22 protein-coding genes are annotated in these 26,326 nt (G+C 39.7%); 7 read left to right on the top strand and 15 right to left on the bottom strand.

Features of this window, described 5'->3' with window-relative positions; all coding sequences use genetic code 11:
• Positions 1-14: 14 nt before the first annotated feature.
• The 8 genes from ATE92_RS04470 to ATE92_RS14255 form a co-directional block, all read right to left on the bottom strand.
• Complete coding sequence (locus ATE92_RS04470) at positions 15-344, bottom strand: iron-sulfur cluster assembly accessory protein (protein WP_100802559.1); 330 nt, start codon at positions 342-344, stop codon at positions 15-17.
• A 167-nt stretch (positions 345-511) separates the two neighbouring features.
• Positions 512-1,582, bottom strand: a complete 1,071-nt coding sequence (locus tag ATE92_RS04465) for a cytochrome-c peroxidase (protein WP_198515598.1) — start codon at positions 1,580-1,582, stop codon at positions 512-514.
• 14 nt (positions 1,583-1,596) lie between these two features.
• Positions 1,597-2,361 (bottom strand): MbnP family protein, encoded by a 765-nt coding sequence (locus ATE92_RS04460; RefSeq protein WP_100802557.1) that lies wholly within the window; start codon positions 2,359-2,361, stop codon positions 1,597-1,599.
• A gap of 16 nt (positions 2,362-2,377) precedes the next feature.
• On the bottom strand, positions 2,378-3,769 hold the full coding sequence (locus ATE92_RS04455) for a hypothetical protein (protein WP_100802556.1): 1,392 nt from the start codon (positions 3,767-3,769) through the stop codon (positions 2,378-2,380).
• A 10-nt stretch (positions 3,770-3,779) separates the two neighbouring features.
• Entirely contained in the window at positions 3,780-5,189 is a 1,410-nt protein-coding gene (locus ATE92_RS04450; RefSeq protein WP_100802555.1) for a choice-of-anchor B family protein, read from the bottom strand.
• Between the two features lie 128 nt (positions 5,190-5,317).
• Complete coding sequence (locus ATE92_RS04445; protein WP_100802554.1) at positions 5,318-6,736, bottom strand: choice-of-anchor B family protein; 1,419 nt, start codon at positions 6,734-6,736, stop codon at positions 5,318-5,320.
• 112 nt (positions 6,737-6,848) lie between these two features.
• The gene (locus ATE92_RS04440; protein ID WP_100802553.1) at positions 6,849-8,261 is read right to left on the bottom strand and encodes a choice-of-anchor B family protein; all 1,413 of its coding nucleotides are present in this window, start codon (positions 8,259-8,261) and stop codon (positions 6,849-6,851) included.
• Positions 8,262-8,382: 121 nt separating this feature from the next.
• Positions 8,383-10,293, bottom strand: coding sequence for a choice-of-anchor B family protein (locus ATE92_RS14255; protein WP_157809557.1), 1,911 nt, complete (start codon positions 10,291-10,293; stop codon positions 8,383-8,385).
• A 278-nt stretch (positions 10,294-10,571) separates the two neighbouring features.
• Here ATE92_RS14255 and thiL point away from each other — a divergent pair, with 278 nt between their 5' ends.
• Positions 10,572-11,627, top strand: a complete 1,056-nt coding sequence (gene thiL / locus ATE92_RS04430) for a thiamine-phosphate kinase (RefSeq protein WP_100802552.1) — start codon at positions 10,572-10,574, stop codon at positions 11,625-11,627.
• A 3-nt stretch (positions 11,628-11,630) separates the two neighbouring features.
• On the opposite strand, the gene ATE92_RS13980 is transcribed toward thiL, so the two are convergent.
• The 3 genes from ATE92_RS13980 to ATE92_RS04420 all read right to left on the bottom strand — a co-directional run bounded on the left by ATE92_RS13980 (position 11,631) and on the right by ATE92_RS04420 (position 12,921).
• Positions 11,631-11,834, bottom strand: a complete 204-nt coding sequence (locus tag ATE92_RS13980; RefSeq protein WP_157809556.1) for a hypothetical protein — start codon at positions 11,832-11,834, stop codon at positions 11,631-11,633.
• 3 nt (positions 11,835-11,837) lie between these two features.
• Complete coding sequence (locus tag ATE92_RS04425; protein WP_100802551.1) at positions 11,838-12,086, bottom strand: hypothetical protein; 249 nt, start codon at positions 12,084-12,086, stop codon at positions 11,838-11,840.
• Between the two features lie 64 nt (positions 12,087-12,150).
• Complete coding sequence (locus ATE92_RS04420) at positions 12,151-12,921, bottom strand: alpha/beta fold hydrolase (RefSeq protein WP_100802550.1); 771 nt, start codon at positions 12,919-12,921, stop codon at positions 12,151-12,153.
• A 31-nt stretch (positions 12,922-12,952) separates the two neighbouring features.
• On the opposite strand from ATE92_RS04420, the gene brnQ reads away from it, so the two are divergent.
• On the top strand, positions 12,953-14,236 hold the full coding sequence (gene brnQ / locus ATE92_RS04415) for a branched-chain amino acid transport system II carrier protein (protein WP_100802549.1): 1,284 nt from the start codon (positions 12,953-12,955) through the stop codon (positions 14,234-14,236).
• Between the two features lie 15 nt (positions 14,237-14,251).
• Here the strand turns inward: brnQ and ATE92_RS04410 are convergent, their stop codons facing one another.
• The 3 genes from ATE92_RS04410 to ATE92_RS04400 form a co-directional block, all read right to left on the bottom strand.
• On the bottom strand, positions 14,252-14,995 hold the full coding sequence (locus ATE92_RS04410; protein WP_100802548.1) for a hypothetical protein: 744 nt from the start codon (positions 14,993-14,995) through the stop codon (positions 14,252-14,254).
• A gap of 86 nt (positions 14,996-15,081) precedes the next feature.
• Complete coding sequence (locus tag ATE92_RS04405; protein ID WP_100802547.1) at positions 15,082-16,374, bottom strand: aminopeptidase P family protein; 1,293 nt, start codon at positions 16,372-16,374, stop codon at positions 15,082-15,084.
• A 71-nt stretch (positions 16,375-16,445) separates the two neighbouring features.
• Positions 16,446-17,030, bottom strand: coding sequence for a Crp/Fnr family transcriptional regulator (locus tag ATE92_RS04400; RefSeq protein WP_100802546.1), 585 nt, complete (start codon positions 17,028-17,030; stop codon positions 16,446-16,448).
• A gap of 129 nt (positions 17,031-17,159) precedes the next feature.
• Here ATE92_RS04400 and ATE92_RS04395 point away from each other — a divergent pair, with 129 nt between their 5' ends.
• The 5 genes from ATE92_RS04395 to ATE92_RS04375 all read left to right on the top strand — a co-directional run bounded on the left by ATE92_RS04395 (position 17,160) and on the right by ATE92_RS04375 (position 23,986).
• A complete protein-coding gene (locus ATE92_RS04395; protein WP_100802545.1) occupies positions 17,160-20,006 on the top strand; it encodes a glycosyl hydrolase in 2,847 nt (948 codons plus the stop codon).
• Positions 20,007-20,112: 106 nt separating this feature from the next.
• Positions 20,113-20,778, top strand: coding sequence for a succinate dehydrogenase cytochrome b subunit (locus ATE92_RS04390; RefSeq protein ID WP_100802544.1), 666 nt, complete (start codon positions 20,113-20,115; stop codon positions 20,776-20,778).
• Positions 20,779-20,788: 10 nt separating this feature from the next.
• On the top strand, positions 20,789-22,804 hold the full coding sequence (locus ATE92_RS04385; protein WP_100802543.1) for a fumarate reductase/succinate dehydrogenase flavoprotein subunit: 2,016 nt from the start codon (positions 20,789-20,791) through the stop codon (positions 22,802-22,804).
• A 33-nt stretch (positions 22,805-22,837) separates the two neighbouring features.
• The gene (locus ATE92_RS04380; protein ID WP_198515597.1) at positions 22,838-23,197 is read left to right on the top strand and encodes a four helix bundle protein; all 360 of its coding nucleotides are present in this window, start codon (positions 22,838-22,840) and stop codon (positions 23,195-23,197) included.
• Positions 23,198-23,239: 42 nt separating this feature from the next.
• Complete coding sequence (locus tag ATE92_RS04375) at positions 23,240-23,986, top strand: succinate dehydrogenase/fumarate reductase iron-sulfur subunit (RefSeq protein ID WP_100802542.1); 747 nt, start codon at positions 23,240-23,242, stop codon at positions 23,984-23,986.
• A 1-nt stretch (position 23,987) separates the two neighbouring features.
• On the opposite strand, the gene ATE92_RS04370 is transcribed toward ATE92_RS04375, so the two are convergent.
• Positions 23,988-26,237 carry a response regulator gene (locus tag ATE92_RS04370; protein ID WP_100802541.1) on the bottom strand — a complete coding sequence of 750 codons (2,250 nt, stop codon included), beginning with the start codon at positions 26,235-26,237 and terminating at the stop codon, positions 23,988-23,990.
• Positions 26,238-26,326: the final 89 nt, after the last annotated feature.

Here is a 26,326-nt window from a genome sequence, read left to right as displayed (position 1 = left end):
TTTTTCAACATTTGTTAAAGCGAAAAGCTTTCTCCACAACCACAAGTTCGGTTAGCGTTTGGATTATTAAATACAAATCCCTTTCCGTTAAGGCCTCCGCTATATTCTAAAGTAGTTCCAACGAGATATAAAAAACTCTTTTTGTCCACAACAATTTTTACCGGGTTGTCTTCAAAAAGTTTATCGCTATCTCCCAAAGCCTTGTCGAAGGTAAGCTCATAAGACAAGCCGGAACAACCTCCGCTTTTAACGCCTACGCGCACAAAATCGTTCCCAACATCGTATCCACCTTCGGACATGAGTTGCGAAATTCTCGATTTTGCAGTATCACTTACTTTAATCATTTAATATAGATTAGTTCTAAATTAGAGTGCAAATATACGTTAAATGGGACGTTAAACCATACCCTAAAAAGGAATTTAAGCTTATAGCATTATAGATTTAGCTAATAATTAACAATTCCCGTGCAATGGCAATTGTAGGCTACTATTGGGAAAAAACAACTATTTTATTAATTGGGATCTTGAAATGCGGGATTGGAGATAAAAGAAGGATCAGACAATGTTAAAAGGAAAGCTTTTAAATCGGCTTTATCCTCTTCAGTTAGATGTACACCTCCTTGTGCAATCGTTTTCATCAAGGGGTCTATGGTTTCTGAATAGACCAAACCTTCACTGTAATGATTTATAACTTCTTCTAAGGTAGCAAAACGACCATCGTGCATATAGGGAGCCGTATACGCTAAATTTCGTAATGAAGGAGATTTAAAGAGGCCAAACTCTCTTGGGTCACCGGTGACAATGCCACGTCCGCGATCTGTAAAACTATCGTCCAGGCCATTGTTGTGAAAAATATTGTCGGTCCAAAGCGGACTATTGGGGTTTCCGTGACAATGAAAACAATCTCCTCTGTTCTCATCTAGAAAAACGTTGAGACCGTTTAATTCGGAAGGAGTAAGTTCTTCCAACCCCGCGGTATACCGGTCAAATTTTGAATTTGCCGAAATTAAGGTGCGCATAAATTGTGCTATCGCCTTTGTTGTTAACTCTGAAGAAATCGTAGAAGTGCCAAATGCGGCTTCAAATAAGGCAGGGTAATTAACATCGGCCTGTAAACTGGCGGTTGCATTTTCCCAGGTGTTGTGCATTTCAATAGGATTCGTCACAGGCTCTAATGCTTGTTCTTCCAAGGAAATAGCTCTCCCATCCCAGAAGAATAATTCAGAAATATTCCAGGCTAGATTAAAGATTGGCATTGAATTGCGGGATCCTTCGATGCCATCAATTCCAATACTGAATTGTCTGGAATCGGTAAATGCACTTTGCGGACTATGACAGGTCGCACAAGCCTGAGTTCCATTACCAGAGAGGATGGGGTCGAAAAAAAGTTTTCTTCCCAATGCAATTCCTTCAACGGTTTGAGGGTTGTCTGCAGGAATGAGAGGTGGTACCAATTTATCTTGAAATAGCTGCGGAACCACCAACGGACTTGGAGTTGCCATATAGCTATCGCCCGAATCATCTCCCGAATTGCAAGAGATGATTAGTAGCGACAAGAATAATATTGGTAAAGAACGAAACATTCGTAAGATTTATTTTAATTCTGAGTGACTGCTCCTTTACTGAATACAGAAACCCCGTTTTGAGACATCATAATTTGAGCATCAAAATTTGGCATTAAACCTGAATGCAGCACATTTAGGTCCCACTCATTCGGATTTTTAAACCACTCGGCAACATTCATTTTTACTTCTACCTGAGTATTTGAACCCACGGTTACTGTCCCTAAGCTTACTTTAAACGAAGTATCCTGAAGAAGTAGCGGAGTTACACTCATATCGTTTGCTCTTATGGTATGATATTGATACCCTATTTCGGCGGTGGTGTTATCGATAAATTTACCTTCCAGTCTCATATAATGGTAGCCGCCTCCCATCATCATGGGGACATTCCAACCGGCTGTGTTTAAATCGGGATACCCACCATCGATATTGTCTTCATCATCAAACCCAAATGTAAAGGAAACCGTATAGTCTCCTTCCGGGATTTGAATGTTTGGGGTGAATGTTAGATTTGTTCCCCCTCTTGCATCAATAAGGTTATAATCCCCGGCATCATAAACATCTCCATTGGAACCGGTAAAGGTGATATCTGAAATTAGATATACCAATGTTGAAACGCTTAGTTGTTCTCCATGAGCATTGGTGTATTGAATTTGATCGAAATCGGAATTGGCAATTGCATCTCCATCCCAATTATGTGTAAATACAAAATCTACATTGGCTTGCGCAACGCTATCGTCGTCATTGTTACAGCTAACTGCTACTAGAGCAATAAGCATAATTAAAGCAATTTTTTTCATTTTTTTGAATCCTATTTTACTTAATCTTTATAATTAAAAAGTCTTTGATACCCCTGTTTTGAAGAATATCACCGTTATTACTTTCAGTATTACCAACGGCTATAATTTTCTTGTCGGACGTTTCTATAGCCTGATTTGCAAAGTCTAAACTGCTACCGCCCACAGAAAGTTGAAGGACAATACTTCCTGCTTCCGTAATTGTATAAATCCAAGCATCATTCTGACCGTTATTTTCGGTAAGATCTCCATTTGAACTTCTACTGGATCCGGCCACTACGTACTCGCCATTTGCCATGCGAGAGATACTTCTGGCAGATTCAAATTCGGTTCCACCAAAGGATTTTTGCCAAATCTTATTTCCGCTATTATCAAATTTAACCACGTACGAATCGGCATTTCCCTTCGGATTGGTAACATCACCATCACTACTTCGAGAGTCTCCAACGATTATGTAATTTCCGTCACCGGATGTAGTAACCGCATAGCCTACATCGATTTCAGAGCCACCGAAAGATTTGGTCCATAATTTATCACCATTACTGTTCACGCGAACTACCCAGAAGTCATAACTCCCTTTGTCATCCGTGATATCAAAATCTGAACTTTCGGACGACCCGATCATTAAAAAGTCACCGTTTGCAGTTTCCATCGCATCATAACTTCGATCGTTGTTAGATCCTCCAAAGTAACGCCTCCATTCTTTATTACCGTTAGCGTCCAGTTTAATGGCCCAGAATTCTCCAACACCGTGTTGCCCGTTTCGGGTTTCAAGGGGTGCTCCATCCTGTAGATCATTTCCCGGACAAAGATCCGGAAAGCATGCACTTACGTCAAAAAAGCCGGTAACAAAAAAACCGCCATCCTGCGTTTGAAATGCATCAAAAGCCTGATCACTGCCTGAAAACCCATAATTTTTATCCCATTGCTTAACACCTTCACTGTTCACTTTCACAATCCAAAAATCATGAAATCCTTCATTCCCCGAAACGTCACCGTCAATACTTGTACTATAACCACTTAATAGAAAACCGCCATCATTGGTTTTTGTAATTCTAGAGGCTTTTTCATCTGCACTCCCACCAAAAGTTTTGCTCCATATTATTTGACCTTCCTGAGATAATTTTAATAACCAAAAGTCGAAATCGTTTCCGGTCTTATCGGTTATATCGCCATCGGTGCTTTGGGTAGACCCCAAAATTACATAAGATCCATCGGGATTCTGCACAACAGATACCGCATCATCTTCAAGGCTTCCTCCAAATGTTTTGACGTATTCGATTTCACCTAGCAATCCTGTTTCGTCCGGAGGGTCAATGGGGTCGCCATCATCTTTATTACAGGAGAAAATAAAGATTGCAATGAATAAAATTCCAATAAAATGTAGTTTCTTTTTCTTTTTTAATAGCATGAAATGGGGGTTAATTAATAAGCAGTCGTTTTGTGGTTGTATTATTAATTTTTACCAGATACATTCCGGAGCTCAACGCTGAAATATCCAATGTTTCTGAAACACTATTGTTAACGATATGATTCTGTATTTGTTGTCCTACAAGGTTATAGACGGCAATTTCGGAAATTGGACTCGCCTGTGACGAAATAGTAACGCTATGCATCGCAGGATTAGGGGCCATCACGAAATCGAAAGGAGTGGCATCGTTAACACCCAGATTCGCACTTTTTACCAAAGTGAATCCATTGGACCCTGAAATTACTATATTTCCACTAGCGAAGAAAGGATATACATTCCAGCTACCATTATAACTTGCATTATTGTTGCCGGGATGCGTATCGAAAGACCCTATTTCAGTCATGTTTTCATTGTCGATATCACTAATGTCTATAGTTCTTAAACCTGCCGCATAATTTGCCAGATAGAACTTATTTCCAATCACATATCCATTATGGTCCACAGCGGCGGTTGGTCCAAAATACTCAAATTTAAAGGAAGGGTTGTCCAGGTCGGAGACATCAAAAATAACGGTTCGGGTGTTAAACCCAAAGTCGAACTCATCACCTTCATCTCCAAGTAAAAAGTAATTTCTATCGTCTGTTAGCCATCCTTGGTGCGTATATCCAACTGAAGGATAAGCGATATTTGCAATTAGCTGAGGATTTGCCTTGTTGGTAACATCTACAATTGCTACGTGTGTTTCATTGCTTCCGAATAAAATTTCTTTCCCAACATGTTCTGTGTCCGGACCGTCGTATACAATTACCTGAGCATCGTGGGTATAACCTCCGGCCGAATATCCCCCGGCAGGAATTGGAGCCAACGGATTTTGGATGTTGATAAAATGGGGTCCACCACCAAAGGTATTATTACCAACTGCATACGCATAGCCGGTTTCTTCATTTATTACAATGTTGTGTGAACTTCCAAAGCCAGAATAATGAGCATCTTCGGTAAAAGTGGCAGGTGGATTTGCGACATTTCTTAGTTTTGTTAAATCGAATATTTGCATGCCATGACTTCCATTCGCATCGCTCACAATAAATGCAAAATTATTATATACTTTGACGTCTCTCCAAAAACTTGACCCGGTTGCTGTAGCAAGTTTTCCAAGATAGGTTGGATTGGTTGGGGTTGAGATATCAAAAAAAGCGGTTCCATTGTTAAGTCCAATTATAGCATACTCCGCTCCGTCAGCAGGATCGGTCCATCCCCAGGAATCATTGCCGTCTGATGCTCCCATTTCAGCTAAAAAAAAGTGCGCTTGCAGATCGTAACCGCTACAGGGATAGCTTCCTGCAAATCCACTAACACAGGGCGTTTGCCCAATTACTACAGAGGTTATCAATGCTAAAAATAAGGGTAGTGCTTTTTTCATTTGAGTTGAATTAAATTATAGTTCGTAAAAATAATATTATAAAAGTAGCAACAGCAACTATATGGGCTAAAATTCGAAGCACCAATAGTTTACAGTCGTAAAAGTGGTTATGTATTACAAAATAACGGCTATTTTTTGATAATTTTTTTAGTGGTATTGTCGTTGATGTTTAGAAAGTACATGCCTTGACTATAGATGGAGATGTCGATTTCTTTCTCGTTTGTATTCAAGTTTTCTGCAGTGTATAAAATATTTCCAATCATATCGGAAATAGTTATTTTTAGAATAGCGCTATTAGCTGCCTCAATATTTAAAGTAGTTGAAGCCGGATTAGGGTATACGGCAAAATTATTTGTTTCCGAAAAATCATTTACGGCAAGAGATGAAGATTTTACCAGGAAAAAACCACCGCTTCTATCTGTAATTAAAATATTTCCACTGTCGAAATAAGGATAAACATTCCAGGCCCCGCTATAACTTGCATTATTATCGGCGGGGTAGGTGTCAAAAAACCCTACTTCAGACATATTGCCGTTGGCAATATCACTAATATCAATTTCTCTAAATCCTGCGGCATAATTGGCCAAGAAGTATTTGTTTCCTTTAACATATCCGTTGTGGTCAATGGCTGTAGTTGCTCCAAAATATTCGAAACTTTGTTGTGGATTATCCAAATCACTTAGGTCAAAAACAATCGTTCTGGTATTAAAACCAACGTTCGATTCATCAAATTCATCTCCTAAAAGGAAATATCTTTGGTCTTCCGTAAACCAGCCTTGGTGTGTATATCCAACGTTGGTATAAGATAAGGTGGAAATGCTCACAGGATTATTTTTGTCTGTAACATCTACAATAGATACAATTTGTTCGCTTCCACTGCTGCTAATTAAAATTTCACGACCCGTATAATCTGAATCAGGGCCATTGTAAGTTACCACTTGGGCATCGTGAGTATAGCCGTCTGTCGCAAACCCACCGGCCGGCGTAGGGTTTAAAGGGTCCTGGATATTTACAAAATGAGTTCCTCCACTAAATGTATTGGTTCCCACTACATAAGCAAACCCTATATCTTCGTTTATTACAATATTATGGGCGTTGCTAAAATCGTCGTAATGTGCATCGGTAGTAAAAGTTGTTGGAGGGTTGGGTACATTTCGCAATCGGGTTAAATCGAATATTTGCATCCCATGACCCGGAGCTTCGCTTACGATGAAAGCATAGTTATTATATGTTTTTATATCCCGCCATACCGTAACGCTGGTTTGAGTAGGTAGTTTCCCCAGGTAAACAGGATTCACCGGATCTGAAATATCAATAAATGCAGTACCGTCTTCCAATCCTACTATGGCATATTCATCTCCATTATCCGGATCAATCCAACCCCATGAATCGTTTGCACCGGGGGAATTCATTACCGCTAAACTAATTTGAGATTGTAAGTCGTAACCACTACAAGGAAAGGAATTCGCAAAACCGCCGGTACATGGCACTTGAGCAGTTACCATACCGCAGCATAGGATAATTATAAAAGGGAGTAATTTTTTCATCTAAATATTAAATTAATTGGAAGCGAGTAAAGCTAGGAATAAAAAAGCATTAATCCCTAACATAATTCGTTAAAAAATAATCCTCTAGTAACTTACTAGGTCAATAAAAACGCTAGTTTATAAGTATTTTTTTGACTGTAAGATTATTGATGTTAACGAAATATATCCCCGGCGGAAAATTAGAAACAACTATGTTCGACGCATACGAATCTATAGAATCCAGAGCTAAGACTTTTTGCCCAAGACCCGTATAAATTGTAATTGATTCTAATTCCATACTTTTTGAACTCACTGTTATATTTTCGGAAGCCGGATTAGGATACACTGTAAATTCATCGTTGTAGGGGAGATCATTCATTCCCAAAACTGATGGAGTTACAAGCAAGAATCCTTGTGTTCGGTCGCTTATTACAATATTTCCGCTTTCAAAAAAGGGATACACATTCCAGGCCCCGTTATATCCTGCGTTATTGTCCGGTAAATAGGAATCGAAAAAACCTTCTTCCATCATATTCATATTTGCAATATCCGAAATATCTACAGCACGTAAACCTGCCGCATTGTTCGAAATATAAAATGTATTTCCTTTTACATAACCATTGTGATCTGTGGCAGCGGTTGGCCCCAGATAGTCGAAATGAAACTGCGGATTGTCCAAATCGTTAAAATCGAATACAATGGTTCTGGAATTTAAGCCCAAATTAATTTCGTCCTGTTCGTCGCCTAATAGAAAGTAACGATGATCTTCGGTAAGCCACCCTTGATGGGTATATTCTACATTCGTATAGCCTATAGTCGAAATGGTTTGTGGATTGTTTTTGTCGGTGACATCTACAATTACAACCTGAGTTTCATAGCTTCCAAATAGAATCTCACGCCCGGTATAATCTGTATCGGGGCCATTGTAAATTACTACCTGGGCATCGTGACAGTAACCGTTAGTTGAATCACTTCCAACTCCTATAGGGGTTAAAGGGTCTTGGATGTTTATAAAATGAGGTCCTCCACTGTTCATATTAGTACCCACACCATAGGCGTAGCCAGTGGCTTCATTGATCACGATATTATGTGCAGATCCAAATCCGCTGTAATGAGCGTCTTCTGTAAACACAACCGGCGGATTTGCAACATTTCGCAAACGAGTTAAGTCGAAAATTTGCATCCCGTGTCCGGAATCTTCACTCACGATAAAGGCATAATTGTTATATGTTTTCGCATCTCTCCAAGTACTACTGTTATTTTCGGTGGGTAATTGTCCCAGGTAAATAGGATTCACAGGATCGGAGATATCGATAAAGGCCGTGCCTTCTATGAGGCAGATTATAGCGTACTCTTTCCCGTCCTGCGGATCGGTCCAACCCCATGAATCATTGGCTCGGGTTGAATTCATCACTCCTAGGGGAATTTGCGATTGTAAATCGTAACCACTGCAAGGAAATGATCCTGCCATACCGCTTTCACATGGTGTTTGTGCATACACTGAAAAGGAAATCAAAAAGGCCAGAATTGTAGTAATTTGCTTCATGAAAAGTCGAATTGTAATAAAGAATTTTAAAAATAGCAATAAAAAAGCACTAACCACAACCCATGGGTTATTAGTTAGTGCTTTGTTTAAATTTTAGCTTTTGCTACAATGGTAGCTAGGACTATTTTTTTATGATTTTCTTGGTAACAGTATTATTAATTATTACAAAATACATTCCTTTAGACAAGGCCGAAATATCTATTGCAGTAGTTGCTGAGTTTAGATTTGAAACCGAATAGATTCGCTTTCCTAAAATATCAACTACTTCAAGAGAAGTAAGCGCGATGTTTTTTGATGCAATGGTAATTACTTCTGAAGCAGGATTAGGGAATATTGATAATCCGCTTTCCAATTCAAAATCGGCAGAGCCTAAAGTTCCGTCTATAGTAAGTTCAAAACTACATGAGTCTGTGTTTCCTGAAGCATCGGTTACATCGAAAGAAATAGTATACGTTCCCGTAGTTAATTCAGTTCCTTCAATAGGATCTTGAGTAATGGTTGTTGCACAATTGTCGACAACAGTAACAACTCCGGTAGTACCGTAACTTGGAACTGTATAAAATTGATTTCCTCCGTTATATCCAACGGTAAAGTCTGCAGGACACGTAAGCACAGGAGCGATGTTGTCAATTACAGTTACAGTTGCAGAGCAATAATCTCTGTTTCCGAAATCGTCATACACTTCCAGTTCTACCGTGTTTTCGCCCAAATCTGAACAGTCGAAAGTGTTATTACATAACAAGGTGTAAACAGTTCCGCTATTGTCGGCCGATCCATTATTCACTTGAGATGCCGCAACAGTTGCGATGCCATTGGCGTCAAGTGAAACAGTAACATCTTGACACACTGCAGTTGGAGGTATTAGATCGTTGGTTGCCGCTTTTACAAGAAGAAAACCTCTGTTAATATCACTAATTACAATATTTCCGCTTTCAAAATATGGGTAAACATTCCAAGCACCACTAAAGTTGGCGTTGTTATTATTTGGATAACTGTCAAAAAATCCTTCTTCTACAATATTCTGATTTGCAATGTCCGAAACATCAATAACTCTCAATCCGGCTCTGTAATTCGCCATGTAGTATTTAGTTCCTTTTACATAACCGTTGTGATCGATTGCCGGAGTTGGTCCGGTGTATTCAAAATGAAATTGAGGACTATCCAAATCGTTGAAATCGAAAATTATGGTTCGTGTATTAAAACCAACATTTTGTTCATCTATCTCGTCACCGAGGATGAAATAACGCTGATCTTCTGTAAACCATCCTTGGTGGGTATAACCAACATTTGTGTAAGAGATATTTGAAATTCCAACAGGGTTCGCCTTATCGGTTATATCTACAATAACTATATTGGTTTCGTTGCTTCCAATTAAGATTTCACGCCCCGAATAATCACTGTCGGGACCGCAATAGGTAACTACTTGTGCATCGTGGCTATATGATCCTAATGAATACCCACCTGCCGCTGTTGGATTTAACGGGTTTTGAATATTTACAAAATGCGGACCTCCATTGAAAGAGCTTGTCCCAACACCATAGGCATAACCGGTATCTTCATTTATCACAATGTTATGGGCACTCCCGAAACCATTATAATGGGCATCTTCAGTAAAAGTAACCGGAGGTGCAACCACGTTTCTTAGACGTGTTAGGTCGAAAACCTGCATCCCATGATTGTTAGCCTCGCTTACCACGAATGCATAATTATTGTATACTTTTATATCTCTCCAGGAACTGTTGGATGTATGTGTTGGAAGTTTTCCAAGATAAACGGGATTTACAGGATCGGAAATGTCTATAAAAGCCGTCCCATTATTTAGACCTACTATTGCATATTCGTCCCCGTTGGCAGGGTCTGTCCATCCCCAGGAATCGTTTCCTGCACCCGCATTCATATCATTTAGAGAAAATTCAGATTGTAATGTATATCCGCTACATGGATATGGACCGGCCATACCACCCGTACAAGGTGTTTGGGCACTCACATAAGTTAAGCTCAAGGCTAAAATGGGAAGTAAAAAGTTTTTCATTGGTTATTTTTTAAATTAGGTATTCTTGTGAACGAGTTTTTGTATTAAATATTGGGAATTATGCAATAAAAAACATGGAATCGATGCATAATCTGGAATTATAGGCTTGGTAAGGAGGCCAAAAATATAAAAAATACAATAATACGCACAAATTCAAATGTTAATTAATCTTAGACTCGTGAGTTGCTTTTTGGTTTAATCACCTTGTAAGGATTTTTCAAATTGTTCACATATTACAATTCGAAAACGTATTTTTGCATCCTTAACTTTGAAGAGGCATGCTTGAAAATAAAAATCCTTCTAAAACCAATATTTCAGAATTGGGAGAATTTGGTCTCATAGACCATCTTACCAAACAATTCAAAATAAGTCAAAAAACTACTATCAAGGGAATAGGCGACGATGCTGCAGTATTAGTTTCCGAAGCCAAAAAACAAATAGTAGTAACTACCGATTTGTTGGTGGAAGGGGTGCATTTTGACCTTAGCTATGTACCTTTAAAGCATTTGGGCTATAAGGCTGTGGTGGTAAATCTCTCCGATGTATATGCCATGAACGCTACGGCGGCTCAAATTACAGTTTCCATCGCGGTGTCGAACAGGTTTCCCATTGAGGCCCTGGAAGAATTATACGCAGGAATTGCCACGGCTTCTAAGGTTTATAATGTCGACGTAGTTGGAGGAGATACCACTTCATCCACCACCGGACTTATTATTAGCATCACCGCAATTGGCTATGCAAAACCGGAAGATATTGTATATCGTAACGGGGCGAAAGAAAACGATTTGCTAGTGGTGACAGGGGATTTGGGAGCCGCTTATTTAGGGTTGCAAGTTCTTGAACGAGAAAAGGAAGTCTTTAAGGTAAATCCAAATTCACAACCCGATCTGGAGCCCTATACCTATTTAATAGAACGCCAATTAAAGCCGGAAGCCCGTAAGGATATTACAAAGCTCTTAACCGATTTGGAGGTTAGACCCACCGCGATGATTGATATTAGTGACGGACTTTCTTCAGAAATTTTGCATATCTGTACACAATCCGGAGTTGGGTGTAATTTGTATGAGGATAAAATTCCTTTGGACCCGCAGGTTATTAGTGCCTGTGAAGAATTTAATTTGGACAGCACAACGATCGCCTTAAGTGGGGGAGAGGATTATGAATTGTTATTTACTATTGGCACAGAAGACTTTCCGAAGATAAAAGCCAATCCGCATTTAACCATAATTGGGCACATTTCTCACAAAAAGGAAGGAACACATTTAATCACGCGAGCCAATACTAAAATCCCGTTGATCGCACGGGGTTGGAATTCTCTTCAAAAAGAGGAGTAATTTTTAGGATGCAGATTGTTTTGTAAAGTGCTTTTCAAAAAACTGATGATTGGCTTGCCAATATTTGGTTAGTTTCACCATACGCCCGTACCCATCTGTGGTATATAATTGTTTACAATGCAAACATTCATACTCCGAGATAGAAGAGGGCGCTTTTTTAATTTGGGTAAAGGTGTGTCCCTTGAGCTTACAGACTATATTTTTCATAGGTTATTGAATAGGAATTCGATTGGTCCTTTTTTGAAAAAATTCGGCAACGTTGGTATTCACTTCTTTAATCTTTTGAGTGAGGGTTTCCAATTTTCCGCTTTGGTTGTCTGTTACTTCGCGTCCGCAATGAGTGCATTTATACTCGTTGATGTGGTTGGTCACTTTTCGGGTCACTTTGTAATGGTGACCTACAGTGGCGCAGAGCACGCCTAATAACGAAACCGATGTTTTTGGGGAAAGATTATTCATGGTTCAGGTTTTTGTTTTGTTAAATATATAAAAATATTGTTACAAAACACGATTAAGTGCAATATTATTCGATGAAGTGCAAAATTTTCTGAATTTCACTTTTATTTTCAATGTGACTCATATGCCCTCCTTTTACTTTTTTTAAGGGAGTTTCACAAAATTTTGCCCAGACAGCGACCACTTCAAATGGGATAATGGGATCTTCGGTGGCACAGACCATCAGTTTATTTTTTTTGAACTGTTTTAATACTGAAGTGCGATCTTTCCTATCGCGCATCCCTTTAACGGCAGCAGTAATGCCTTCGGGAGGAAATGCAAGCGCTTCTTTTTTCAGCTGTTTTATTTCTGAAGCATACTTGGTTTGAGAACCTTCGGCAAATAAATTAGCAATTGCCATACTTATAAATGCCTTCCTGTTTTTTTCAATCACCTCCAGCGCACGGGTTCTATTTTCTTTTCGTTCCGGGGAATCTTCCGCCGGAGTTGAATTTAACAATACCAACGAACGGATTTCCTTCGTGTACAATTCGGCGTAAGCCAAAGCAACATAACCCCCCATAGAATGTCCAACTATAATGGCGTCCTTTATTTTAAGATGTTGCAAAATACTTCGAACAGCATCCGCCATTTGCTCCATGGAATGTGTTTCAGAAAGACACCCGCTGGCTCCATGCCCGGGTAAATCTAATGTTACGACCTTATACTTTGCCGCTAGTTCGGGCACGAGCTTCTTCCACATGGTGGCACTTTCTAAAAACCCGTGAATTAATACCATAACCGGACCTTGTCCAGAAACTTCATAAAAGAGCGATGTGTGTTGATACTTCAGTTTCATTTTTCTATATTCGGCACACAAATATCTGCCAATGAACCACAGTAAACAAACCTTTGTGACAGCTTTTGCACTCTTCTCACTTTTTTTTGGAGCCGGGAATTTAATTTTACCTCCTTTTTTAGGGTACAATGGAGGGGAAAGCTGGTTATGGGTTACGTTAGGCTTCTCTGTTTCGGCGGTGGTAATTCCAATTTTGGCGATTTACGGCTATGCAAGATTGCAAGGGACCATGCTGGATTTTGCCAAAAAAGTATCTCCCTGGTTTGCCATACTGTATGCGGTACTTGTGTATGCGATTTCGGTTTCGTTACCTTCTCCCCGAACGGCTTCAGTTACCTATGAAATGGCAATTCAGCCTTATTTTGAAATCTCGTCACTTTGGACAAGCTCCTTGTATTTTGCCTTGGTACTCCTCTTTGTACTTAACCGAACAAAAATTATAAGTTTAATCGGTAAATTTTTAACACCGCTAATCATTCTCATTCTGCTTGCCATAATAGGCATTGGAATTTTTAGTGATATTGAACCCATTCGAGCCTCAATTTTCGACAACTCCTTTACAAGCGGTATTCTGGAAGGATATCAAACCTTCGATGCTATTGGAGGGGTGGTAGTAGGTGGCGTAATTGTAATTTCTTTGGCTCTGCAAGGAACTTACAATTATGAAGAAAAGAAAAGCATGATTGCCAAATCGGGTTTGTGGGCCGGCATCGGACTCTTTTGTATTTACGGTGGCCTCATTGCTTTGGGAGCTTTCAAAAGTGGAACGCTACAAGTAGAAAATAGAACCGAATTACTCACACTGTTAAGCACAACAACGTTGGGCAGTATCGGCACTGCATTTTTAGGTGTGTTGGTGGCTTTGGCATGCTTTACCACAGCCGTTGGAATTGTGACAGGAACGTCCGATTTTGTAAAGGGGATAGCAGGGAATTCACAATTCGCATATCGAATTACAGCAGTTTTGGGATGTTTACTGGGTGTTGCCGTGGGACAATTCGACGTACATTATATTATAGACATCGCTGTTCCGGCTTTGATGTTTATATACCCCATCACCATTGTTTTAATTTTATTGAATGCCCTTCCCGAAAGATTCGCTTCGCCAGTTGTTTTTAAGGGCGTAACACTGGTTACCTTACTATTCAGCATCCCCGATTTTTTACAATTCGTTATTTCTGAAACTGCAGTTACCCAAATCAAATCCTGGATTCCGTTGGCAGAGCACAGTTTGGGGTGGGTCCTTCCGGCCTTGGCGATTTTTTTAATAATAAATTTCTTTCATAAAACTTCCAAAGTGTCAATAAAAAGTTGATTCAGGAATTTGAGTCTAAAGAAGAGTGTTATAATAGTTCGAGATCTTTATTAGATCCTCTTCATCATTTATTTTCAAACGATTGGTTTCAATATAACTTCTTACCGCATTTTTCTTTTCATTGAATAAACCGTAGAATGATTTTTTATTTTTCGGAATTTCTAAGAGGCGATGCCCCATTTTAAAATAATAAACATCCCGTACTCTTTTAAAGCTATTTGGCGTATCGGTCACAAAAGAACTGGAGGCTTTTTCAGCTTTCATAAATTCGATGGTTTCCTTTTTTAACAGCGTACACTTTTGCGTATCGTTTTCAGAAAGAATAACAAAGAATTTGTAACTACCATCTACATTATATGCACGATAGGTTTTTTTACCCAAAACAATATACAGATAGTCCGGTTTTTTTCGGAGATAGTAATAATCGATTCCATCTTCCAACAACGATACTTCCATATTGTCTGTATAGGCGTTGTATCTTGCAAGAGCTGTTTCTATATATTCAAAATCGGGAGAATAAAACTTGCCAATTGGAACGGCATTGGTTTCAGACGAATTGTCGATGTAAGGAGTGCCTTCAATTTCCTGATACTTGAGGACCGCAGGTCCCGCCGAATTGGAAGGCATTGTAAAATTAGGATCATTAAATATGGACATGTTCGAGCCGGTCACCACCTGCCCCGAACTTCTCTCCGGGAGTTGGCAAAAAGGCTTGGAAAAAATAAGCAGGAAGGCAAAGAGCACAAAATATTTTTTCATCACTTCATTTTAATTTTCGGTTATATGCCAAAACTAAAATTACAAAAAATATGTGCTTTTTACCTTGAAATCAAGGGATTTAAACCTTAGCGATTCATCAATTCCTCGATTTCTTCGGCTTCAATAGGAATATTGCGCATCAGGTTAAGGGGTTCTCCTTTTTTCTGAATTACCACATCGTCCTCCAAGCGTATTCCGAAGCCTTCTTCAGGAATATAGATTCCGGGTTCAACGGTAAATACCATATTGGCCTTCATGGGCTCCCAAAGAATTCCGTAATCATGTGTATCTAACCCTATATGATGCGAAGTGCCGTGCATAAAATATTTTTTATAGGCAGGCCAATCGGGATTTTCATTTTTTACATCTGCCTTGTCTATCAATTTCAGCTTCAATAATTCGGAAGTCATTAATTTACCCACTTCTACATGATATTCCTTCCAAAATGCGCCGGGAACCAACATTTTGGTTGCCTCATCTTTTACCCGAAGCACAGCGTTATATACCTCCCGTTGGCGTTTGGTAAACTTTCCGTTTACGGGAATGGTACGCGTCATATCACTACTGTAATTGGCGTATTCGGCACCAACGTCCATCAATAGTAAATCGCCGTCCTTGCATTGTTGATTGTTTTCTATATAGTGTAACACATTGGCGCTGTTTCCGCTGGCGATAATAGGTGTATAGGCAAATCCTTTGGATCGATTCCGAAGAAACTCATGCATAAACTCTGCTTCAATTTCGTATTCCCAAACCTTAGGTTTCACAAACTTGAGCACTCGACGAAAGCCTTTCTCGGTGATATCACAGGCAGTTTGTAAAAGGTCAATTTCTATAGCATCCTTTACCGAACGAAGGCGTTGTAAAATAGGATTGCTCTTCGCCCAACTATGTGCAGGAAACTTTGCTTTTGTAGTTTTTATAAATCGGTCTTCACGGGTTTCGGTAATTACTGCCTGACGGTAGTGTTCGTTGGTATTAAAATAAATGGTTTCGGCCTGAGTCATCAATTCAAAAAAGACCTTGTCGAATTCTTCCAACCAATACACGGTTTTAATTCCGCTTACTTCAAAAGCACGCTCCTTGGTTAATTTTTCACCTTCCCAAACGGCAATATGGTCGTTGGTTTCTTTCAGAAAAAGTACTTCTCTGTTTTGTGCATCCGCAGCGTCGGGGAATAACAGTAAAATACTTTCTTCCTGATCGACCCCGCTCAAAAACAAAATGTCTCTGTGTTGTTGAAAAGGCATGGTGCTGTCGGCACTTACCGGATAAACATCGTTGCTGTTAAAAACGGCAATGCTTTTAGGCTTCATTTGCGCCATAAAGTTTTTACGGTTTTTACTATATAATTTTCGGTCTACTGGATGATACTTCATAAGATTGAATACTAAAGAATAAGATGTTCAAAAATAAGTAAAGAATTCAGCAATGAAGTAGCCATTTGGCGTTAAATTACATTTTTCCGAATTCTGCTCATATGTCTGGTAGAAATACCTAAAAATGAAGCGAGATAGTGCAAAGGCACCTGTTGTAACAACGTAGGCTCATTGGACAGCATTTTTTTGTATCGCTCTTCGGGCGTGAGTGTGAGCAGGTCGATACGATAATCGTCTATTAGGTAAATCTGATTTTCAATTAAATTGTAATAAAATTTTTTGAATGCACTGTTGTTGGTTATTAATTGATTAAAAGTATTTAGATCAATCACCCATAATGAGCAATCACTAATGGCTTTGATATCTTTTCTAGAAGGAACCAGGTCTTTAAAACTTTTTAACGAAGAAGTCACCGTATTTTTTAGTGCGAGATAGGTAGTTTTTTCTTCTCCTTCAATGGTAATGGAATGTTGTAAAATACCACTTTCAATAAAACAGAAATAGTCACACACCGAGCCGGTTTTACAGAAATAGCTGTTTTTGGAGAGGGATACATGTGAAAATTCATTTAGAATGGCAGGTAGTTGGACGTCAAGACGGCTGTCATTTATTACTCCGATTAAATACTTTTCTAATACACTGCCGGATTTACTCATAATTACTATTCAAGTTAAGGCGTCCGTAAAATTCGAGTCGGATAAAGATGCTGCAAATTAATAAATCTCAAATATATTCCTATTGCCTATTTTCCATTTATGAGTATCTTCATCCTTTAATTTATAGTTATGAAGTTCAAAATCTATTTCCTCTTAGTAGTATGTTTTGTTTTTACGGTGAAGGCGCAACAACCCGCCAGCTCGGTTAGTGAAGTCACTACCGGGTTACAGCAAAAAACCACACTAACCGAAAACTCTATCGTTAAAAACCTTCCTTTCAAAAACATTGGCCCCACGGTAATGAGTGGACGCGTCGTAGGTTTTGCAGTAAATCCCGACAATCCAATCGAATTTTATGTGGGCTATGCAAGTGGGGGAGTTTGGCATACCAATAATAACGGGACGAGTTTCACCCCTGTTCTCGACAACAGTCCAACCCAAAATGTCGGGTCTCTGGCGATGGATTGGAAGACCAATACCTTATGGGTTGGAACGGGAGAAGTAAATGCTTCGCGCTCTTCGTATGCGGGAATTGGTTTGCTGAAATCTACAGATGGAGGTAAGACATGGGAGAATATGGGGCTGAAAGATTCGCATCACATTAGCAGCATCTTAATCAACCCGAATAATCCTGAAGAATTAGTGGTAGGAGTTTTGGGACATTTGTATTCAACAAATGATGAAAGAGGAATCTTCAAAACAATGGACGGGGGTAAAACCTGGAACAGAACCCTTTTTGTAAACAATCAATCGGGGATTATCGAACTGGAACGCGACCCCAACAACTATAATTTAATGTATGCCGCTTCCTGGGACAAAGATCGCAAGGCGTGGAATTTTACTGGTAACGGAGTAGGCAGTGGAATTTATAAGTCTACCGATGCCGGAAATTCTTGGACAAAGGTTTCAGTAGATGGCAGTGGCTTTCCCACCGGGGAGGGTGTAGGTAGAATTGGTCTTGCTATCTATGACGCCAATACCGTGTATGCCATTCACGACAACCAGGCGCGACGTAAAGAAGGAGACAAACCAAGCGATAAAAGCGATATGTTGTCGAAAGACGATTTTAATACTATGACGACGACTCAGTTTCTGGCATTGGATAATGACAAACTGAATCAGTATTTACGAATGAATGGATTTCAGGAAAAATACAAGGCCGAAAATGTAAAGAATATGGTGCGAAGCGGGACCGTAAAACCTATCGATCTGGCCAAGTATCTGGAAGATGCCAATTCGCAATTATTCGATACACCGGTAATAGGAGCCGAGGTGTATAAAAGCACCGATGGTGGAAAAACCTGGAATAAAACTCACGATGGCTTTTTGGACGCTATTTATTATTCCTATGGGTATTACTTCGGAAAGGTACACGTAGACCCAAGTAACAAAGACGGTATTTACATCTATGGAGTACCTATTCTAAAATCGAAAGACGGTGGAAAAACCTTTACATCAATTGACGCAGATAATGTGCACGCAGATCATCATGCATTATGGATCAACCCGAAAATGCCCGGACATTTGATTGACGGGAACGATGGCGGAATAAATATAAGCTACGATGACGGCGCAAACTGGATTAAAAACAATGCGCCTTCGGTAGGGCAATTTTATGCGATAAACGTGGATAATGAAGAACCGTATAATGTGTATGGCGGACTTCAGGACAACGGAGTTTGGGTGGGCGCGCACAATTATGAAGCAGGACCTTATTGGCATCAGGGGGGAGAATATCCTTATAAAATGATTTTGGGAGGTGACGGAATGCAGGTTCAAATAGACAGTCGTGACAGTGACATTGTTTATACCGGATTTCAGTTTGGAAATTACTATCGAATCAACCGCAAAACAAAAGATTACGCCTACATACAACCCAAACACGAATTGGGAGAAACTCCCTATCGTTTCAACTGGCAAACACCTATTTTATTGAGTCCGCACAATCAGGATATCCTGTATCTGGGCGGAAACAAATTGATGCGAAGCATGAATCAAGGGACCGATTGGGAAGCTATTTCGGGCGACCTAACCCATGGAGGAAAGCCGGGGAATGTAGCCTACGGAACGCTGACCAGTATTAGCGAATCTCCGTTGCAGTTCGGATTGTTATATGCCGGAAGTGACGACGGACTCGTCCATGTATCAAAAAATGCCGGCGGGAATTGGGTAGCTATTTCAGGATCTTTTCCAAAGGATTTGTGGGTAAGCAGAGTCATAGCTTCAGCACATAAAAAAGAACGTGTGTATGTAACGCTTAACGGCTACCGTTGGGACGATTTTAAACCGTATGTTTATGTGAGTGAGAACTACGGAGCAACCTGGAAGAATATTACAGCCAATCTTCCTATGTCTCCGGTAAATGTAATTAAAGAAGATCCCGAAAATGAAAATCTGTTGTATCTGGGAACGGACAATAGCGTTTATGTTTCGTTTGATCGCGGAGATAGTTGGGAAGCATTTGCTAACGGGCTGCCCAATGTAGCAATGCACGATTTGGTGGTGCAGGCGAAAGCCAAGGATTTGGTGGTTGGAACCCATGGACGTTCTATTTATGTAGCCGATATTTCGTTGCTTCAGAAATTGAATGCCTCAAATATGAATGATTTATTAATGGCTGAAATAGAACCCCTTCAGGCTTCACGACGCTGGGGAAGTAGTTTCAGTCCTTGGAATGACGCCTATGAGCCATCGGTAATGCTTCAGTTGTATAGTCCGCAAGCCGGTAAGGTTATTGTTTCTATTCAGACTGAAGACGGCAAACAAATACAAGACTTTACTTCAGAAGTTTCAAAAGGGGTGAATATGATACCCTACGATGTGACAGTTTCAGAAAAGGGAATTAAATACTTGGAAAAGGCAGATAAAAAAGTGAGTAAAGCTGATAACGGGAAGTATTATTTGCCCAAAGGAACCTACAAAATTGTCATTTCCCAAAACGGAAAATATGTAAAATCATCGTTGGAAGTAAAATAGTGTTTATAACTATTCTAAATAGCCGGTAAAACAAATCATATTGTTTGGCAAAATAGGCAGTGAGCCGTATTTTTGTACTTTAATTTTTCTATAAAAGAAAACCATAATGGGATTACTCTCCTCTTCGATAGCCAGAAAAGTTGCGATGGCACTTTCGGGTTTATTTCTTGTTGTTTTTTTAGCACAACATTTTACGATCAACATCACTTCGGTAATTGCGCCCGACACTTTTAACAGCTGGTCGCATTTTATGGGCACCAATGGCCTGGTGCAATTTGGATTGCAACCTGTTCTAATTTTAGGGGTATTATTTCACTTTATCATGGGCTTTGTACTGGAAATACGAAATCGGAATGCACGTGCAGTTTCGTACCAATCGTTTAAAGGGAATAGAAATTCAACCTGGGCCTCCAGAAATATGATTGTTTCCGGCCTGGTAATTTTAGCCTTTTTAGGATTGCACTTTTACGATTTCTGGATTCCCGAAATAGTCCACAAATACTTCGAGTCCAACCCCGAAGATCCAACGCGTTACTATGCAGAGACTGTACATAAATTTGAAAGTCCCGTTCGCACCGGCTTATATGTTTTGGCCTTTGTACTATTGGCCTTTCACCTGTGGCACGGCTTTTCTTCGGCCTTCCAGAGTATGGGATTTAACAACAAATATTCGAAGGGATTGAGGGGCTTTACCCAATTATTTGCGATTGTAATTCCGTTAGGATTTATTTTCATAGCCTTGTATCATCATTTTAATCAGTTACCCCACTAAAAAATAAGCTATGTCGATATTAGACTCCAAAATACCAAAAGGACCCTTAGCCGATAAGTGGACAAATTATAAGAATAAGATCAATCTTGTAAATCCGGCAAACAAACGGAATATAGATGTTATCGTTGTAGGAACCGGACTTGCGGGAGGAAGTGCTGCCGCTACATTGGCAGAGCTGGGCTACAATGTAAAAGCCTATTGTTATCAGGATTCTCCAAGACGGGCGCATTCTATTGCGGCTCAGGGAGGAATTAACGCAGCAAAAAATTATCAGGGGGATGGCGATTCGGTATTCCGTCTTTTTTACGACACTGTAAAAGGAGGAGATTATCGTTCTCGGGAAGCTAATGTGCATCGTTTGGCTGAGGTTTCGGCAAATATTATTGATCAATGTGTGGCTCAGGGAGTTCCTTTTGCCCGAGATTACGGAGGATTACTCGACAATCGTTCGTTTGGAGGCGTATTGGTGTCTCGTACTTTCTATGCGAAAGGTCAAACGGGTCAGCAATTGTTGTTGGGAGCCTATTCTGCGATGAATCGGCAGATTGCCCGCGGAAAAATTCAGATGTTCAATAGACATGAGATGTTGGACGTTGTGAAGATTGACGGAAAAGCCAGAGGAATTATCGCCCGCAATTTAATCACCGGCGAAATTGAAAGACATTCGGCACATGCTGTGGTAATTGCTTCGGGAGGTTATGGGAATGTGTATTACCTTTCTACAAATGCAATGGGGTCGAACGCCACGGCAGCCTGGAAAATTCATAAAAAAGGTGCTTTTTTCGCCAATCCGTGCTATACTCAAATTCACCCCACCTGTATTCCACGATCTGGAGATTATCAGTCTAAATTAACGTTGATGTCTGAATCGCTTCGGAATGACGGCCGTATCTGGGTGCCAAAACGGATGGAAGATGTAATGGCAATTCGGGAAGGAAAATTAAAACCGACAGAAATTTCGGAAGAAAACAGAGATTATTATCTGGAGCGTCGTTATCCTGCCTTCGGAAACCTTGTGCCTCGTGATGTGGCTTCCAGAGCCGCAAAAGAGCGTTGCGATGCCGGATTTGGAGTAAATGCGACGGGAGAAGCTGTGTATTTAGACTTTAAAGCGGCGATAAAACGCTACGGAACAGAAAAGGCTAAATTGCTGCATCTTGAAGATGCTTCGGAAGAAAAAATTTTAGAATTAGGCGAAGCCGTTGTAGAAGAAAAGTACGGTAACCTTTTTCAGATGTATGAAAAAATTGTAGATCAGAATCCGTATAAAACACCCATGATGATCTATCCTGCAACGCACTACACCATGGGAGGTGTTTGGGTAGATTACAACCTAATGACAACCGTGGAAGGGTTGTATTGTATTGGAGAAGCCAACTTTTCAGATCATGGAGCAAACCGATTAGGGGCTTCAGCTTTGATGCAGGGGTTGGCCGACGGGTATTTTGTGTTGCCTTATACTATTGGTGACTATTTATCGCACGATATTCGTACCGGAAAGATTCCAACCAACACACCGGAATTTGATGCAGCCGAAAAGGAAGTAAAAGACAAGATAGATTTCTTTGTAAATAATAAGGGAACTCATTCTGTAGACCATTATCACAAATTACTCGGAAAAATTATGTGGGACAAGGTTGGAATGGCGCGAAATGCCAAAGGCTTAACTGAAGCAATGACCGAAATTAAAGCGCTGCGAGAAGATTTTTGGAAGAATGTAAAGGTTCCGGGAAGTGCAAATGAAATGAATCCCGAACTGGAAAAGGCAGGTCGAGTAGCCGATTTCCTCGAATTGGGAGAGTTGTTTGCCAAGGATGCCTTGATGCGGGAAGAATCCTGTGGAGGTCATTTCAGAGAGGAATCTGTTGAAACCGATGGGGAACAAAAAGGAGAGGCCAAACGAAATGACGAAGAATATGCCTTTGTAGCCGCTTGGGAGTATAAAGGAGAACCGGGAGCTGCAGTTTTACACAAAGAAGACCTGGAGTTTAAAGATATTGAGTTGAAACAACGGTCTTATAAGTAATTAGGGAATAGGGAATAGGGAAAAGAAAGATTAATGGGTAGTATTTCGTCATACAAAGAGTTGATTGTCTGGCAGAAATCTATTTCTCTGGTGAAATTAATTTATGAGTGTACAGCAAGCTTTCCTCAGGATGAAAAGTTTGGTTTGATAAGTCAAATGAACAGAGCTGCTGTTTCCATTCCTTCAAATATTGCTGAAGGATGGGGAAGAAATACGGCAAAAAATTATATTCAGTTTCTAAGAACGGCAAGAGGTTCTTTGTTCGAATTGGAAACGCAATTGTTAATTGCAGTCGAGTTAAAATATATTACTGATTGCATGGAGATTGAAAAATTAATTGTTGAGATTAGTAAAATGCTAAACTCATTGATAAAAAAATTGGAAATGAAATAATACCCTTATCGCTATTTCCTCTTTACTAAAACCTAACTAGGTATGAATCTTACATTAAAAATCTGGAGACAAAAAGACGGAGCGTCCAAAGGAAAGATGGTCTCTTATAACGTTACCGAAATTTCGGAACATATGTCTTTTTTGGAAATGATGGACGTTCTCAACGAGCAGCTTGTAAACAGCAATGAAGACCCCGTAGCCTTCGATCACGATTGTCGTGAAGGAATCTGCGGAATGTGTTCTATGCAAATTAACGGCGAGCCTCACGGTCCGGACAGAGGGGTAACTACCTGTCAGTTACACATGCGAATGTTTAAGGACGGAGACACTATAGTTATAGAACCTTTTAGAGCCAGAGCTTTTCCCGTGATAAAGGATTTGGTGGTAGATAGAACTGCTTTTGAACGTATTCAGCAGGCGGGAGGTTATATCTCGGTAAATACTTCAGGGAATACCCAAGACGCCAATGCCATCCCAATTCCAAAAGACGCCGCAGACGAAGCCATGGATGCTGCAACCTGTATTGGTTGCGGAGCCTGTGTAGCAGCCTGTAAAAATGCTTCTGCGATGCTATTTGTTGGCGCAAAAGTTTCACAATATGCGCTATTACCTCAAGGACGTATTGAAGCCACGGAAAGGGTACTCAATATGGTGGAGCAAATGGACAAAGAAGGTTTTGGAAATTGTACGAATACAGGTGCCTGTGAAATTGAATGCCCAAAAGGAATTTCATTGGAGAATATTGCCCGTATGAACCGGGAATATTTGAGTGCCAGTTTGAAAGCGTAATTTAAATAGCGCGTAGCTTTATAACCTTGTCTTGAACTTTGGGTGTTTCAGATAGATTTTTTGAAAGCGTTTGTATAAATTTGGTAACATCGTAGGGCTTTACGATGATATCGTTCATCCCCGATTCGAAAATGTTCTGACGTATTTCCTCAATTTCAACTGCTGTTAACGCTAGAATTGGGACAGTAGCATTGAAAGTCCTAATTTGATTTGCCGCCGAAATACCATTCATTACAGGCATGTTTATATCCATTAAAATAAGGTCGAACACTTCAGATTGTGCTTTTTCTACTGCGATGGCACCATTTTCAGCAATCACACAACTCATGTCATTTTTCTCCAGAATCTTTTTGGTAACAGTTTGGTTAATTCGGTTGTCTTCGGCTACAAGAATCTTTTTACCTTTTAGCAACGAAGTGTCTAAAAACACAGGAATTTCGGAGTTTTGTTTTTCAGCAACGACATCGTATTCGAGGGTGAAAGAGAACAAAGACCCCTTACCCGGATCACTTTTTAATGTGATATCGGCATTGTCCAGTTGTAGTAGCTTTTTCACAATGGGAAGACCCAGTCCGGTACCTTGATATTTGTAGTTGTGATTGTCTAACTGTGAAAATTCTTCGAAGATATTTTGTTGTTTTTCGTATGGAATTCCCATTCCGGTATCTCGAATATAGAATTTTATAGCAGTTTTGTCCGGGGTATTTTTGGTGGTTTCGGCAATAATATAAATATTTCCGTCTTCAGTAAACTTACAGGCATTTCCTATTAAATTCATTAAAACCTGCGACAATCGCACCGAGTTCCCGTGAATAAACTCCGGCACCGAATCGGATATATGAATGTGTATTTCATTGTTGTTTTGAATACGCATATACTCGAAGGACGATACAATCTTTTTAGTAAGTTCTCTCAAACTGAATGTTGTTTGCTCGTTTTCGATGGTATTGGAGTCTATTTTATTTATCTGAAGCACATCGTTTATTAACGCAAGCAGATAATCTGCCGAAAACTTTAGTGATTTCAAATCATTTAAATGACTCTTGAGCGATTTGTCTTCAAGGAGGATTGTCGTTAATCCAATAACACCATACAGTGGGGTGCGCAATTCATGACTTACAGTAGAAAAGAACTTCCCTTTGGCCTTGGATAACCTTTCGGTCTCCTCTTTGGCTCTGAGATATTCTTTATTTTTAAATTTTAGCTCTTTTACCAGATGTTTTCTATTTCTGTAGGCAAAAAACAAGGTGACAAATAGTATTAGAAAACAAGAAAGGCCAATGATTAAAATCGTGTTTAGTCTGCTCTTGCTATTTATGATTTCGTTTTGAAGTTGATACTGAGTTTCGGCTTCCGCTACATCTTTTCGGTATTCTTCTACCTGATAACTGGCAGAGATGGATTCAACATCACTGGATATTATCTTCTGCTGATTGATACTAAGATATTCTTCATATTTCGTTTTTGCATCGAAGGCAGCCTTATAATTTTTCTGTGCAAATAAACTCTCACTATAATCGTAATAGGCCTCCTCCAACACCAACACATGGCCTTCTATTTCGGCAGCTGTAATAGCCTTTCTGAAATACAAATTGGCCGTTTCAAAATTTTCCTTCAGATAATGGTATTGCCCCATTAAGTTATCTAAGGCCGCTGAATATGCAGGATCACCATGATTAATAAACTTTCTCGCCTTAATAATATGTGTATAGGCTGTATTAAATTCCTTGTTTTCAATAGCAGTGAGTATCAAATTATAATGGGCTTTGGCCAATCCTACCGAATCTTTTATGGTTTCAAAAAGTTTGATGGATTTATCGTGATAGTCGAATGCCTTCGCAATACTATCTCTATTTACGGAATAAATATTAGCCAAATCCATATAGGTGAGTGCGGTCGCGGTATCATTATTAGATAGCCTTGCTTGTTGCTCAGATTTGTTGAAACTTTCTTTGGCCAACAAAGTGTCGCCCAGAACCAGATAGTCGTACGCCAGATTTCGATACCCCTTGTGAATATAGTATGGCTCATCTATTTCGAATGCCAATTTTAACAGCTTAAAATTTAAGGCAAGATCTTTTCGGTAATCTCCATTGTTGTAATGAACTATTGATGAGTCCATTAGCTTCTGAAAAAGCACCTTCTTTTGAGGTGTTTTTGTGTCCTCTCCTCCCGATAAAAACAAAGTATTTTGTCCACTAGCAGGGAATAGAGACATAGAAAACAACAAGAAATAATAATATTTCTTCATTGGTTAAGTACATTTGGGGAAGGCAATATACGTTTTTTCTTACAATTCTTATAAAAAATCAGATAATGACATGCTGTATATGAATCACT

Origin of the sequence: Ulvibacter sp. MAR_2010_11 (assembly GCF_002813135.1) — a bacterium.
GTDB lineage: Bacteria > Bacteroidota > Bacteroidia > Flavobacteriales > Flavobacteriaceae > Altibacter.
This window is presented reverse-complemented; position numbering and strand designations above follow the sequence as displayed.

Bases quoted from the DNA above. Each gene is read 5' to 3' on its own strand.
- ATE92_RS04390 (WP_100802544.1), top strand. From the start codon at position 20,113: ATGGGATTACTCTCCTCTTCGATAGCCAGAAAAGTTGCGATGGCACTT.
- ATE92_RS04455 (WP_100802556.1), bottom strand. From the start codon at position 3,769: ATGCTATTAAAAAAGAAAAAGAAACTACATTTTATTGGAATTTTATTC.
- ATE92_RS04440 (WP_100802553.1), bottom strand. From the start codon at position 8,261: ATGAAGCAAATTACTACAATTCTGGCCTTTTTGATTTCCTTTTCAGTG.
- ATE92_RS04425 (WP_100802551.1), bottom strand. From the start codon at position 12,086: ATGAATAATCTTTCCCCAAAAACATCGGTTTCGTTATTAGGCGTGCTC.
- ATE92_RS13980 (WP_157809556.1), bottom strand. From the start codon at position 11,834: ATGAAAAATATAGTCTGTAAGCTCAAGGGACACACCTTTACCCAAATT.
- ATE92_RS04400 (WP_100802546.1), bottom strand. From the start codon at position 17,030: ATGAGTAAATCCGGCAGTGTATTAGAAAAGTATTTAATCGGAGTAATA.
- ATE92_RS14255 (WP_157809557.1), bottom strand. From the start codon at position 10,293: ATGAAAAACTTTTTACTTCCCATTTTAGCCTTGAGCTTAACTTATGTG.
- ATE92_RS04405 (WP_100802547.1), bottom strand. From the start codon at position 16,374: ATGAAGTATCATCCAGTAGACCGAAAATTATATAGTAAAAACCGTAAA.
- ATE92_RS04385 (WP_100802543.1), top strand. From the start codon at position 20,789: ATGTCGATATTAGACTCCAAAATACCAAAAGGACCCTTAGCCGATAAG.
- ATE92_RS04395 (WP_100802545.1), top strand. From the start codon at position 17,160: ATGAAGTTCAAAATCTATTTCCTCTTAGTAGTATGTTTTGTTTTTACG.
- brnQ (WP_100802549.1), top strand. From the start codon at position 12,953: ATGAACCACAGTAAACAAACCTTTGTGACAGCTTTTGCACTCTTCTCA.
- ATE92_RS04450 (WP_100802555.1), bottom strand. From the start codon at position 5,189: ATGAAAAAAGCACTACCCTTATTTTTAGCATTGATAACCTCTGTAGTA.
- ATE92_RS04460 (WP_100802557.1), bottom strand. From the start codon at position 2,361: ATGAAAAAAATTGCTTTAATTATGCTTATTGCTCTAGTAGCAGTTAGC.
- ATE92_RS04420 (WP_100802550.1), bottom strand. From the start codon at position 12,921: ATGAAACTGAAGTATCAACACACATCGCTCTTTTATGAAGTTTCTGGA.
- ATE92_RS04465 (WP_198515598.1), bottom strand. From the start codon at position 1,582: ATGTTTCGTTCTTTACCAATATTATTCTTGTCGCTACTAATCATCTCT.
- ATE92_RS04445 (WP_100802554.1), bottom strand. From the start codon at position 6,736: ATGAAAAAATTACTCCCTTTTATAATTATCCTATGCTGCGGTATGGTA.
- ATE92_RS04375 (WP_100802542.1), top strand. From the start codon at position 23,240: ATGAATCTTACATTAAAAATCTGGAGACAAAAAGACGGAGCGTCCAAA.
- ATE92_RS04380 (WP_198515597.1), top strand. From the start codon at position 22,838: ATGGGTAGTATTTCGTCATACAAAGAGTTGATTGTCTGGCAGAAATCT.
- ATE92_RS04370 (WP_100802541.1), bottom strand. From the start codon at position 26,237: ATGAAGAAATATTATTATTTCTTGTTGTTTTCTATGTCTCTATTCCCT.
- ATE92_RS04470 (WP_100802559.1), bottom strand. From the start codon at position 344: ATGATTAAAGTAAGTGATACTGCAAAATCGAGAATTTCGCAACTCATG.
- thiL (WP_100802552.1), top strand. From the start codon at position 10,572: ATGCTTGAAAATAAAAATCCTTCTAAAACCAATATTTCAGAATTGGGA.
- ATE92_RS04410 (WP_100802548.1), bottom strand. From the start codon at position 14,995: ATGAAAAAATATTTTGTGCTCTTTGCCTTCCTGCTTATTTTTTCCAAG.